Below are 13,224 nucleotides of genomic sequence, written 5' to 3'. Positions count from 1 at the left end.
CTTCTGTAAAATGGTTGTCTGGTAACTTTCATTTTACAAGATCAGACGGTTTTTTTGTGTTATTTTTTGCATTCAACGAAAATGGGCGGACCAGAAGTCAGTTTTCACTGACTTTCTGGACAGCCCCGTTAATGCGTGCGCCCGAACTAGAACAATTGCCGCTGGAATTCGGCGATGGCTTTATATTCTTCTTCCAGGTTCCGCGAAATTTTAATGAAAATCGGCAGCAGCCGGTGGTAAATTTGCGCGTGTTCCTTGATCGGCTTGTGCTGGTGGGTGGACCCGATCATGCCGGAAACGATGTCCAGCGTATCGGTTTTGCCGAGCGCGTACAGGCCAAGGACCACGGCGCCGAGGCAGGAACTTTCGTAGCTTTCGGGAATGACGACTTCCTGATCGAAAATGTCCGCCATCATTTGGCGCCAGAGCGGGGAACGCGAAAATCCGCCGGTGGCGTGGATTTTGGTCGGACGCCCGATAATTTCCTCCATCGCCAGCAGCACCGTGTACATATTGAAAATAACGCCTTCCAGCACGGCGCGGATCATGTGCTCCTTGCGGTGATGCATCGTCAGCCCGAAAAACGAGCCGCGCGCGTCCGGGTTCCACAGCGGCGCCCTTTCGCCCGTTAAGTACGGATGGAACAACAGCCCGTCCGCCCCCGGCTTCACCTGCTCCGCGATCCGGGTCAGCAGGTCGTACGAATCAAGGCCGAGGCGTTTCGCCGTCTCCACTTCGGAGGCGGCAAACTCGTCCCGTACCCACTGGAACAGCATGCCTCCGTTGTTGACCGGTCCTCCGATGACCCACTTCTTGTCGGTCAACGCGTAACAGAAAATACGGCCCTTCGGATCCGTCACGGGCCGGTCCACGACGGTGCGGATCGCGCCGCTTGTGCCGATCGTAGCCGCGACGACGCCCGGCTGGGTGGCATCCACGCCGAGATTCGACAGCACGCCGTCGCTTGCTCCCACGATAAAAGGAGTGGAGGCCAAAAGCCCCATCTCCTCGGCGTAAACGGGATTCAGCCCCGAGACGGCATGGGTCGTCGGAACGGGAACGGAAAGATTGTCCGGCTTGACGCCGGCAAGCTCCAGCGCCTCCTTGTCCCAATCGAGCTGCTCCAAATTGAACATGCCGGTCGAAGACGCGATCGAATAATCGATGATGTACTGGTTGAACAGCTTCGCGAAGACATATTCCTTGATCGAAATGAATTTGTCCGCTTTGTTATAGATATCAGGTTCGTCATGACGCAGCCAAATCAGCTTCGACAGCGGCGACATGGGATGAATGGGCGTACCCGTGCGCAAATAAATCTCATGCCCGTTCATGTCCTTCTTCAGCTTCTCCGCCCATTCCGCGCTACGGTTGTCCGCCCACGTAATGCAGTTCATCAGCGGCTTGCCGTCCGCGCCGACGGGGATCACGCTGTGCATCGCCGAGCTGAAGGACACGAACATGATCTGCTCGGGGGCTGCCCCGCTTTTTTCCATCGCCTGCTTCACCGAATGAATGACGGCGGCGAAAATCAGGTCCGGATCCTGCTCGGCAATCGATGACGTCGGGGTATGGAGCGGATAGCCTTCGCTGCCCTTGGCCACGACCTTGCCGTTCTCCTCGAAAATGACGGCCTTGGTGCTTGTCGTGCCGATATCGATGCCGATCATCATGTTATTGCTCATGCTTTAACCTTCTTTCTTGAATCGATGAAACTTCTTGTTTCATTATTATACAAACATACTGATGACGAGAATGAACGCAAGCCCCGCCACCGACAGCAGCGTTTCCATCACGGTCCAAGATTTCAGCGTCTGCGGAACGGACATGTTGAAGAACTCTTTGACCATCCAGAAGCCGGCGTCGTTGACATGGGACAGAACGAGGGAACCCGCGCCCGTTGCCAGCGCAACAAGTTCAGGGCTCGCCCCGGGATTCAGCGCCAGCACCGGAGCGACGATGCCTGCGGCCGTCGTCATGGCCACGGTAGCCGAACCGGTCGCCACGCGGATCAACGCCGCTACGAACCATGCGAACAAAATGATGTTGATATTCGCGGAAGTGGCGATTTGCGCGATCGCGTCGCCGACGCCGCTGTTAATGAGCACCTGCTTGAACGCGCCGCCTCCGCCGATGATCAAAATGATCGTTGCCGTCGGAGCCAGGCATTCGCTCGTGAATTTGGAAATCTGGTCTTTGGTGAAACCGCGCGAGAAGCCGAGCGAAAAGAAGGAAAAGACGACCGCGATCAAAAGCGCGATCACTTCATGCCCGATAAACTCGCAAAATACGGTAAATCCATACTTGGCATTCGGATCGATAATGGTGGCGATCGAACCGATCAGCATCAGAATAACAGGAAGCAGGATCGTAAACAAGGTAATGCCGAAGCCCGGCAGCTTGCGCTCGCCGCTGGACGAAAACTGCTCCGCCAGCTCTGCCGGCGGCTCGACCTTGATCCGTTTGCCGATCCATTTGCCGAAAAGAGGTCCTGCCACGATCGCCGACGGCAGGCCGACGATCAAGGAATATAATATGGTTCTACCCAAATCGGCTTTGTATGCATCAATCGCGATCATGGGTGCCGGATGCGGCGGAACCAGACCGTGCACGGTGGAAAGCCCCGCCAAAATCGGAATCCCGATTTGCAGGAGCGACATTTTGGTTTTCCGTGCGACCGTAAACACGATCGGAATGAGCAGAATGACGCCCACCTCAAAAAACACCGGAATCCCGACGATAAAGCCGACGATCATCATCGCCCAGTGCACGCGTTTTTCGCCGAAGCGGTTAACCAGCGTCGTGGCGATTTGCTCGGCACCGCCGGACTCGGCCATCATCTTGCCGAGCATCGTGCCGAGGCCGATGACGATGGCGATCGTGCTTAACGTTCCGCCAAGCCCTTTCGTTACCGAGTCGACGATATCAAGCGGTTTCATGCCCGTCAAAAAGCCGAGGATCAGCGCCGACAGCAGCAGCGTAACGAACGGGTTCCACTTGAATTTGGCGATAAATACGATCAAAAACGCAATCGCGACAAGCGTCCAAACGATCAGCGTCCAATTATGGCTCATACCGAAAATACTGGACATCAAGACAACCTACCTTTCTTCACCTGGTTTTTCTGGATGATTTATGAATTCCCTTCAAATTATCATGCCCATTTGCCAGCATTTAATTTAAGTATTGGTATACTTGTCGACAACTTTGAGCGGCAACGTCCGCGTAGGGACATGTGCCGACCGCTTCAGGATGTACGGCCGGGGATGCTGCTGTGAAGCGTTTTCCTGGAATCCGCGAAATATTCCCTGACCACCTGTTCGATGACGTCTCTTTTGCGGGATTCCAAGCCTTTCATGATCGTATAATGTTTGTCGATGACCGAATGCAGCTTTTGTTCGCCTTTCGAAAAAATTTCGTCGGTCGTGAGCAGCATGACGGTCATGACGATCGGCCGGATGCTCTTCCAAAGATGCAAAATCCGGTTGTGGTTCGCGGCCGTAATGATCGTTTCATGAAAGGATAAGTCCTGGTAAGAAAATTCCACGGCGTCGTTATGTTTCATCGCCAGCTCCATTTTGTCCACGATCCGCTGGAGGCAGCCGAGCAAACCGGTCACATCCGATTGGGCCAGCCGCTGCTGGGCGAAGCTTTCAATCAAAAAACGAACGTCGTACAGCTCTTCGACATCCGTGACATCCAGACCGACCACGACGGCCCCCATGCGCTCAAGCCGGATCAGTCCTTCGCTTGAGAGCGTTTTTAAAGCCTCCCGCACCGGGGAACGGCTTGTGCCGAACTCGGAAGCCACCCAATTTTCCGAAATGGTCTCGCCCGTCTTGATCGTTCCGTTGATGATTCGAAGCCTCAGCTCGCACGCGATGGTTTCCCCAAGGGATGCGTTCTGCAGCCAGGCTGAAGGATACTGCAACATCAGACAACTCTCCTATTTCAAGGATTGTTTATCAATCCCGATTCGTAAGCATACTAATAGGATTTTATCATATCCGCGCAGTGCCGTTCCAACCTTTCGCAGTTTTTCATCCTGAACCGATTTTCAATATCACAAGTATACTTGTCGACAACTTAGAACCTTTTTTATTTTAAATCAGAACCCGGCATCTGTAAACCTTATTTTGAAAGCGCTTCAAAGCAATGTTTTCCAGCTATTTTGACCATGAAATTTCCTTCCGTTTCTTGATCTGCGCCGGGTTCGGGCTTCGTCCCCCTCCTTTCATGCATGCTTTTAGCTGGAATATTTTAGCCGTCATCAAAAAGAAAGCTGCTAAAAAAATTATTTTACGTTTCGTTTTCATAGCTGTTTTCAAGGAATTGATCGCATAAAAACGGAAATGATTCGCAGTCCAGGCAGCCTTTATATGCAGGGATAGAGCCCGGAGATTTGCTCCGGCTCCATCCTTGGTTCGCGCAAAGCCAAGCTCCTTCCTACGACCCCAAATCCCAGGCCGAGTGGATTTTCGGGACGTCGTTGATGAGCTGCCGGGTATACCCGTGCTGCGGATTCAGGATCATGTCCTCGGCGGGGCCGCTTTCGACGATTTTCCCCTTTTCCATAATGTAGATCGTATCGCTTACGTAATAAGCCAGCCCTACGTCATGCGTAATGAAGATGATCGTCATTTCGTTTTCGTCCCGCAGCTTCAGCAGCATATCGAGAATCGTCGAACGGGAGCACGCGTCCACCATGGACGTCGGCTCGTCGGCGATGAGCACCTTCGGGTGCAGCATGAAAATCCGGGCGATCATCAGCCGCTGCATCTGGCCGCCGGACAGCTCGAACGGGTATTTGTTGTGCAGCTCCTCGAATTTGAGATTGACGAAGGAACAGGCTTCCTGCATTTTGCGGTACCGCTCTTCCTTCGTCAGCTTGAGCCCCTGCAGCTTAATGCAATCGAGCAGCAATTTTTCCACCCGGTAAAACAGGTTAAACGACGAAAACGGATCCTGAAAAATCGCCTGGATATCTTTCCAATACCGTTTCCGGTCGGCATGGGACTTCAAACGGCGGGGCTGCCCTTTATATTCGATGACCCCGGAGGATTCCTTCAGAAGGCCCATGATCATTTTGGCCAGCGTCGTTTTGCCGCTTCCGCTTTCGCCGACGATCGAAATGATTTCCCCTTTATGAAAATCGAAATCCACCGCATCCACGGCGGTCGTCTTTTGGCTGCCATAACCGAACACTTTTGTGAGGCCTCTGCCGCGGATCAACAGATCACGATGGTTCATTCGCATACCACTCCTTCAGCGTTTCCGTTTCAAACAGGCAGCGGTACAGATGGTTCCCGCTCGCGCGAATCGGCACCTTGCCGGTTTTGCATTCGCTTTGCGCAAAGGAACAGCGTTCCGCAAACCGGCAGCCGGGCGGCACCTGCTTCAGATTCGGCGGAGCGCCGGGAATCGCGGCCAGCTTTTGGCCTTTCATGCCTTCCTCCGGAACGAGGATGGAACCCATCAATTTTTTCGTATACGGATGGACGGGATCAAAAATCATCTGCTCCGCCGTGCCCCGCTCGACGATTTCGCCCGCGTACATGACCATGATTTCGTCCGTGACATGATAAAGCAGCGGCAGCTCATGCGTGATAAAAACGAGCGACCGGATATACTTTTTGTCCAGCAAATCCTTCAGCAGCTTGATGACCGCTTTCTGCGAAGTGACGTCCAGCGCGGAAGTCGGCTCGTCGGCGATCAGCACTTTCGGATTCAGGATGGTGGAAATGGCTATGACCGTCCGCTGCTTCATCCCTCCCGACAGCTCGCTCGGATACGATTTCAGCACCTTTTCCGGCAGATTCAGCGTCTTAAACCGGTCCGCCGCCAGCTCCCATACCTGCTTTTTGGACAATTCGGGCCGGTGCTCCTTCATGATGTCTTCGATAAACCGGATGATTCGCAGCGTCGGATTAAGCGCGTTCATCGCCGCCTGCGGGATATAGGCGATTTCGCGCCCGGATACTTTCGACCTCAGCTGCTCCTTGCTCAGCTTCATAATGTCGTTGCCGGAGATTCGGATGGAACCGCTGCCGTAATGGAGGGGCGGGAAATAAAAGCCCATCAGGCTGAGCGCAAGCGTCGATTTTCCGCAGCCCGATTCTCCCGCGATGCCGAGCGTTTTCCCCTCCTCCAGATTAAAATCGACGCCGTCCACCGCAAACACCTTTTCCTTCAGGCGGGTTTTATAATAGGTCTTCAGGCCGCTGACCTCCAAAATGTTCGTGCTCATACGCCTTAGCTCCTTATTTTCGGATTAAAGATCTCGTCCATGCCCGTGTTCATCATGTAGAGGGAGAACGTAATCAGCGCGATCGATAACGCCGCCGGGATAAAAGCCCACCAAGCCCCCGCCACCGGCGCCTCGAACACGAGCGCCCAGTTCATGATGATGCCGAGCGAAATGGTGTTGTACGGCCCCAGGCCGAGCATGGAGATCGACGCCTCCGACAGGATGCCCGAGGCGGTTTGCAACACAAACGCCATGACGACGTACGAAGCGATATACGGGAGAATTTCGAAAACGATGATTTTGGGCGTGCTGTGGCCGGATATTTTGGCGATATGGACGTGATCCCGGTTTCGCAGCGACGTGGTCTGCGCCCTGACCGCCCTCGCGGTCCACGGCCAGCTCGTCATGCCGATGATGATTGCGGTCACGAGCGAGCTGCGCGAATTGATGCTGACCGAAATGAGGATCAGAATGACGAATGACGGGATGACGATAAAAATGTTCGTGACGGCGGTCAGCAGGTTATCGATCATGCCGCCGACGTAGCCTGAAACCAGACCGATGAAAAGGCCGATGACGGTGGCAAACACGCCGGCGATCAGCCCGACGCGGATGGAGGTCCGGATGCCGTACATCAGCTCGAGAAACAAATCTCGCCCGAAATTGTCCGAGCCAAGCCACAGGTTTGCGTCCGGGGGCTGGAAGGCGAGGGCGATCATCTCCAGCGGGTCCTTGCGGTTGATTTGCGGGTAGATCAGCACGAGCGCAAGCATCAGCAGGAACAATACGGCGCCGATCATGAACTTCGGCGATTTCAGAAGAATAGCGAACGAATTTTTCATCTCACTGTTCCTCCATTTGCGAGGCTTTGATTCTCGGGTCGATCAATCCGTAAACCATGTCGATCGTAAAATTGGCGAGCAGCACGGTGATGGCGATCAGCAGCGTGCAGCCGGAGATCAGCGGATAATCCAATTGGCGGATCGCCGTGAACATCCATGTGCCAAGTCCCGGGTAACTGAACACGATTTCGCAGATCAGGGAGCCGCCGACCATCGTCCCGAGGGACAGAGCCAGTCCCGTAATTTGCGGAAGCATGGCGTTGCGGAACACGTACCTGGCGATTTTCGAATCCCGGATGCCCAGCAGCTTCGCGTACAGCACGTAATCGGCGTTCAGCTCGTAAATGGACATTTCGCGCATCCCGATGGCCTGCCCGCCGATCGTCACGAGCACGATGGACAAAAACGGCAGCGTATGATGGCGGAGCACCGAGCCGATAAATTCGAAGCTAAGGCTTGGCACCATCTGAAAATCGTACCCGCCGGAGAGCGGAAACCACCCCAGGGTGAGCGCAAACAGGTACAGCATGATGATGGCAAGCGTAAAAAACGGGATCGAGTTGATAAACAAGGCCACCGGAAAAATCGCTTTGTCGAAGACGCCTTTTTTATAAGCGGCTACCGCCCCGAGGACGTTGCCCAAAATCCAGCCGACCAAAATGGCGGGAAGCTGAAGCCCGACCGTCCACGGCACGGCGGAAGCCAAAATGTCGGTCACCTTTTTCGGGTACAGTCCGAAGGAGGTTCCCCAGTCCCCGGTGAACAGGTTTTTGACGTAGATGAGAAACTGCATCCAAATCGGCTTGTCGATCCCGAATTCGGCCATAAACGTCTCATAGACGCGTTTGATCGTGTCGCTGTCCGTCATGCCCTGGGACATTTGCGAAACGATCATGCTTACGGGATTGCCTTCGATCATCCGCGGCAGGAAAAAGTTCAGCGCGATGGCGATCGCGAGCGTCAGCACGTACCAAAACAGCTTTTTCACGAAATATCTCGAATAGGCGTTCACGAAAAGCTCCCCCCTTCGGACTTGCGCGGCGGAATATCATGCTGCCGGTGACGGAGAGCCCGCATAGGAACGGCCCGGATAGCCGTCCTTATGCAGGCTGCGTGCATGTTTGCTTTTGGCCGTCGCCCGAACATGATCGGGTTCCGGATGCGCGGTATCCTCAGTTATGAATCTGATACAAGGCCCGGATGCCCGCGCCGTCCATGGCGATTTGCGGCGGAATGTTGCTGCCGTCCCCGTCGACGGGGAACCCCTTCCATACGGATTCGTTGACGGTGTGGAACACCCACGGGCGGTACATCAGCGGAACGGAAGGGATATCCGTCAGCCAGATTTTCGTCAGCTCGGTATACAGGTTTTTCAGCTGCGCTTCGTCGGTGACGGTCGGGATTTGGTCGATGATTTGGTCGGCCTTGTCGTTTTTGTAGCGTCCCCAGTTCCAGAACGCCATTTCTCCGGCAGGCGCCACGCCTTTCGAGTACATGATGTCATGGGCCCGGCTCCAAGGCTGGCTCGGATTGACGCCGCCGGCCGGCGTGTTCATGATGATGTCGAATTTGCCTGTTTGCAGGTCGTTCGTCCATACCGGAGCTTCCGGGAATTTCGTGCGGATTTCGATGCCGATCGCCTTCGCGCTTTGCGCGACGATTTCGAGCGCCGCATTCCAGTCGGACCAGCCGTACGGGCATTCGATTTCATACGGACCGAGGCGGGTGCCGTTCAGGACGCGGATGCCGTCCTTGCCTTTTTGGGCCCCGATTTTGTCGAGCAGTTCATTGGCCGCTTTGACGTCCGTCGTCCACTGGAGCGGTTTGATCGCGTCTTTGTCGACGTATTTGGATTCGGCGTCGGTATTCAGCGTCAAGGAAGGTTCCATCGCCGCCGAGTAGCCGCTCATCGCCAGATCCGATATTTTTTTGTAGTCGATGGCCATCGCGATGGCGCGGCGGACGTCGGCGTTGTCGAGCCCTTTTTTCGACATGTTGAAGAAGATGGACGGCATGGAACCCGGCACGTAATACGGAGCGTCCTCCAGGAACGTCTTGATCGGCGCTCCCTTTTCCCACATGTTCCAGACCTGCGGAATGAACTGCTGCGATACGTCCACTTGGCCGCTCTTGAACGCCAGGTCGCCGGCCGCGTTATCCTTGTAAATGACGTGCGTGATGTATTTCGGGGCCGGCAGTTTGCCGAACAGCGATTTGCCCCAATAATTGTCGTCGCGTTCGATCGTGATTTTCTGGTCGTTGTAGAAATACAGCTTGTATGGGCCCGTGCCGACCGGGTTATCGTTGACTTCTTTCCGGATGGCGGACAGGTCGTTGCCCGCTTTCTTTTCGATTTCCTCCCAAATATGCTTCGGAAGCATCGGGATCAGTTCAATGCTGTCCAGCACCCTCAGCCGGTTGGGATTATCCTTGTTCAGCTTGATGTTGACGGCATTCGCCCCGTCGGCCGTTACTTCGGAAATATTCGTCCAATAGCTGCTCCAGTTGATGTCGTATTTTTTGCCGAGCTCGTAAGTATAAACGACGTCCTCCGAAGTGAACGGCTTGCCGTCGTTCCATTTCGCGTCCTTGTTCAGCTCGACATGCAGCGTATCGTCCTTCCATTCGTATTTGGTTCCGAGCAGCGGCTCAAGCGCCCCGTCCAGCTGGTTGATCATGAACAACGTTTCGTACACCAGCTCCCGGGAATTGCCGTAATTGATCGGAAAAGCCGGATTGCCGCTCAGCAGGTTGAAGTTCGTCGGTGCTCCCCACTGCAGGCCGTTGACGTACAACGTTTCGTTTCGCGGCGTTTCCTTGGCGTCGCCTTTGGAGGTTCCGGTCGCGGGTTCTTTGGAAGGCTCCGTCTGATTGCCCGAAGGCGGTTTGTTTCCTTCCTGCGTTTTCGGCGTTTCCGAAGCGGACGGCGGCTGCACGGTTTGGCAGCCTGCGATGAGAACTCCCGCCATCAAAAGCGCCATCAGCGGTTTCGAAGCGAATTTCAGCCTCATGAACATTCCCCCATTCATCACATTGACACGTTGGATCTTGAATCTTAAATTGCACCGACCGTTTCTAAAACGTATTCTGCAAGCGCTTTCTAAAGCCTATGATCGAAGGGATCAGGTTCATTCCATCTTATTATCAAAATTCTCAGGAAGTTTTGACCTTCGAGAATGTACGATTGTTTTTTAGATGAGGATTTTGCAAAAATCCAATACATCCCCTGGAACTTATACCGACTGGTATAGGATAAATACGGTTATTTATGTAACAATTGACAGTTAATGAAGTTTTATTTATGGTTGTAATACGGGTGGTGGAATATGGGGAAAAAGATAGGAAGCAAATTGTACATTCCTTGCTTTATCTTATTTTTATCAATGATGTCACTGTTTATAGGAATAATGAATAAATTCGATCTAGCAAACAAAATAATTACACCCAGTATAGTGTTTTTAGCCGTCTTAATCAGTCTAGTCATATTGAGAGTTACGCTTCCTTACTTATAAAATTGTTAAACAATCATAAAAAGGAACGGGGAATCGGTAGATTATTCAAACGTTTTCCAAACATCCTTTATTGCCGAAGATGGATCGCAAAAAGGCTGCTTTGCAGTAAAGAATCTCTTTACCGCAGAGCAGCCTGTATTTATCTTCAGGAGAACATTGTAAATAGATTACGCCTCGCTTCGGCGCGATATGATGAACAGGACGGCCCAGATCAGGACAAACCCGCAAATTTGGTGGAATTTCACGACCTCCTGGAACGCGATCCAGTTGATGAGTACACCCACCATCGGGAAGCTCAGCTCCGCGAGGGTCGCCACCGACGCTTTGGTCGTTGTCAGGCCCTTATAATACACCATGAGGCTGAACAAGCCGGGCAGCAGCGCTTGGCCAAGCAGGTTGATCGATACGGCCGTAATCGTGCCTGCGCCAGTAGGGACGTGCCAAGGATCCCCTTGATTGATCGTAATGGCGATCAGGAGCGGCAGCGCCAAAATGAAACGAAGCGAAGTGACGGTTTCGTACTCCATTTTGCCGACCATCAAACGTCCCATAACGGTCGAGCCGCCCCACAAAGCCGCCGCGCCGAGGGAAAGCAGGCTTCCTACTTTGACGAAGTCGTTGACATGGCCGAATGGGAACGTAAACCCGAAGGTGAGCAGATACGTGCCTGCCAGCGCCATGATCATCAGCCAGCCGAACTTCTTCGGCAGCTTTTCCTTCAGCAGCACACGCGCCATAAGGATGGCGAAAATCGGCTGCAGCTTCTGCAGCAGCAATACCGCGTTCAAATTGCCGTGGGTCAGCCCCAGCGTAAACAAAATGGTCGCGATTGCCGAGCCGCCCCAGGACAGGAACAGCAGCGCGCCGATATGGCGCAGCTCGAGCCCTTTTAATTCGGAGCGGTGCTTCCAAAGCATCGGCCCCACGAACAGCGCGATGATGATATGTTCGAGCAAAACGATCTGCGTCGGCGTGATCTGCTCGCGCAGCAAAATGATCCGGAAGAGCGGATCCGCTCCCCACAATGCCGCCCCGAGCACGACCAGCCAAAAGCCGGTTTTCGGACGGACCGCCTGCTTGCGCATGGCGGGATTCAGCTTATACTTGTTGCTTACGTTTTCCATATTCCTAATCCCCTTGCCTGAATACGGAGTCAACATTGGAAAACCCCCGTATATCGACCGAAATCGACAAAACGGGGGCTGATCAAATAAGCCTGCGGAAATGTTACGAAAAAACAATTCCGGCAAACCTGCTCTATTGATCTTCTCCCATCCGGACTTTACCGTCGGCCCTGGAATCCCACCAGGTCAGTCGCTGCCTTTCAATCGCTTGAAAAGCAGGAGTCGCGGGCTTGACGTCGCTTTGGCGTTCAAGGACGTTCACCGCCGGTCAGGAATTTCACCTTACCCCGAAGATCCATATTCATATTTTTAGTATTGGTTTAAGTTCGTTCATACCATGATACTGCGTCATCGTATGAAAAAGCAACCCGAATGGTTACTTACATAAGTATAGCACATATCTTCGATTTAGCGGAAGCTTCTTTCGATAAAGAATTTTTTCCATGCTATCGATATTTTCAATAGCATTATTTCTGCTGCAGCAATGCCGAAATGACGACCACCGCCTCGGCGCGGGTCGCATGGGCGTTCGGCGCAAATAAGCCGCCGCTTCGCCCGCTCATGATGCCCCGCTGTGCCGCCGTCTCGGCGTAAGGCTTGGCCCAGGCGGGGATTTGCGCGCCGTCGGCAAAAGCAGGCTTGACGCCGCCCGCCGGCGCTTCGCTCGAAGGCAGCGAACGGACGGCCATAGTCGCCATTTCCGCCCGCGTCATCTTCCTCGCCGGCCCGAACGATCCATCGGCGTAACCGTTCATAATCCCCCGGACTACCGCCTCTTCCACGAAAGGCAATCCCCATGCCGGAATGTTCTTCGCATCCTTAAATTGGACAGGCTGGCGGGCAGCGTCGTCCGCCCCCAAGGCCCGGATCAGCATGGCGGCCCATTCGATCCGCGTCACTTCCTTGCCCGGTTGGAACGTCCCGTTCGCGTAACCCGTCACCCAGCCTTGCTGCACGGCCTGCTCGATGGCGTCCTTGGCCCAGTGCCCGCCGATATCTTTCAGGGCAGCCGGTGCGGGGACGCTTCCTTCCTTGATCGAAATGGACGCGGCAACGACCTGGCTTGCGGCAGTATTCAGCCTGGAGTCCACCAGTTTGACGTCATGCAGCGAAACGGCGGCGCTTCCCTTCTGCAGCCTCGCGAAATGAACGGCGGCCAATTGAACGGTGCCGTTGTCGCCGGCCGTTTTGCCTACCTTGGTATGCGCGATCCGGACCGTCCCGTTGCGGACGATCGGATCGACGGAAAAACCGTTCGGGCCTGCTGATGCGCTTTGATAGGAAAGCTTCTGCGCGTCGTATTTCAGCGTGAAATCGTAAGCGTACAGATCTTTAAGATGTTCCCCCGTCACGACGACCGTGATCTGATTCCCGCTGGACGTTGATTGCAGAGAGACGAAGGGGGTGGCGGCGTCATCCGCCGACGCCTGCGTTTGTGCGGCAAACCACCCGAATACGAGCACGAGTCCGAGAATAGAGGCTAACTTTTTCAGCAATGG

10 protein-coding genes and 1 riboswitch are annotated in these 13,224 nt (G+C 54.1%); all 10 genes read right to left on the bottom strand.

The genetic code is table 11. The annotated features are described in order from the left end of the window. Positions 1 to 146: 146 nt before the first annotated feature. The 10 genes from gntK to KI367_RS21235 all read right to left on the bottom strand — a co-directional run bounded on the left by gntK (position 147) and on the right by KI367_RS21235 (position 13,221). Positions 147 to 1,685: a gluconokinase gene (gene gntK, locus KI367_RS21280; protein ID WP_212952107.1), complete on the bottom strand. Its 1,539-nt coding sequence runs from the start codon at positions 1,683 to 1,685 to the stop codon at positions 147 to 149. A 45-nt stretch (positions 1,686 to 1,730) separates the two neighbouring features. Further along, complete coding sequence (locus KI367_RS21275; protein WP_212952106.1) at positions 1,731 to 3,092, bottom strand: GntP family permease; 1,362 nt, start codon at positions 3,090 to 3,092, stop codon at positions 1,731 to 1,733. A 155-nt stretch (positions 3,093 to 3,247) separates the two neighbouring features. Continuing rightward, the gene (locus tag KI367_RS21270; protein ID WP_036712253.1) at positions 3,248 to 3,931 is read right to left on the bottom strand and encodes a GntR family transcriptional regulator; all 684 of its coding nucleotides are present in this window, start codon (positions 3,929 to 3,931) and stop codon (positions 3,248 to 3,250) included. A 515-nt stretch (positions 3,932 to 4,446) separates the two neighbouring features. Beyond that, on the bottom strand, positions 4,447 to 5,250 hold the full coding sequence (locus tag KI367_RS21265; protein ID WP_212952105.1) for an ABC transporter ATP-binding protein: 804 nt from the start codon (positions 5,248 to 5,250) through the stop codon (positions 4,447 to 4,449). Next, positions 5,237 to 6,247: an ABC transporter ATP-binding protein gene (locus tag KI367_RS21260; protein WP_212952104.1), complete on the bottom strand. Its 1,011-nt coding sequence runs from the start codon at positions 6,245 to 6,247 to the stop codon at positions 5,237 to 5,239. The genes KI367_RS21265 and KI367_RS21260 overlap by 14 nt, the downstream gene beginning before the upstream one ends. 5 nt (positions 6,248 to 6,252) lie before the next feature. Next, positions 6,253 to 7,089: an ABC transporter permease gene (locus KI367_RS21255; protein WP_036712173.1), complete on the bottom strand. Its 837-nt coding sequence runs from the start codon at positions 7,087 to 7,089 to the stop codon at positions 6,253 to 6,255. A 1-nt stretch (position 7,090) separates the two neighbouring features. Further along, a complete protein-coding gene (locus tag KI367_RS21250; protein ID WP_036712176.1) occupies positions 7,091 to 8,101 on the bottom strand; it encodes an ABC transporter permease in 1,011 nt (336 codons plus the stop codon). 160 nt (positions 8,102 to 8,261) lie between these two features. Continuing rightward, on the bottom strand, positions 8,262 to 10,100 hold the full coding sequence (locus tag KI367_RS21245) for an ABC transporter substrate-binding protein (protein WP_212952103.1): 1,839 nt from the start codon (positions 10,098 to 10,100) through the stop codon (positions 8,262 to 8,264). 668 nt (positions 10,101 to 10,768) lie between these two features. Beyond that, on the bottom strand, positions 10,769 to 11,725 hold the full coding sequence (locus tag KI367_RS21240; protein ID WP_212952102.1) for a DMT family transporter: 957 nt from the start codon (positions 11,723 to 11,725) through the stop codon (positions 10,769 to 10,771). Positions 11,726 to 11,860: 135 nt separating this feature from the next. Then, a riboswitch (FMN riboswitch) is annotated at positions 11,861 to 12,024 on the bottom strand. A 168-nt stretch (positions 12,025 to 12,192) separates the two neighbouring features. Further along, a complete protein-coding gene (locus KI367_RS21235) occupies positions 12,193 to 13,221 on the bottom strand; it encodes an S-layer homology domain-containing protein (protein WP_212952101.1) in 1,029 nt (342 codons plus the stop codon). Positions 13,222 to 13,224: the final 3 nt, after the last annotated feature.

Origin of the sequence: Paenibacillus cookii (assembly GCF_018333375.1) — a bacterium.
GTDB lineage: Bacteria > Bacillota > Bacilli > Paenibacillales > Paenibacillaceae > Paenibacillus_AQ > Paenibacillus_AQ cookii.
Note: the sequence above shows the minus strand (reverse complement) of the source record. Positions and strands in the feature narration are given on the sequence as shown.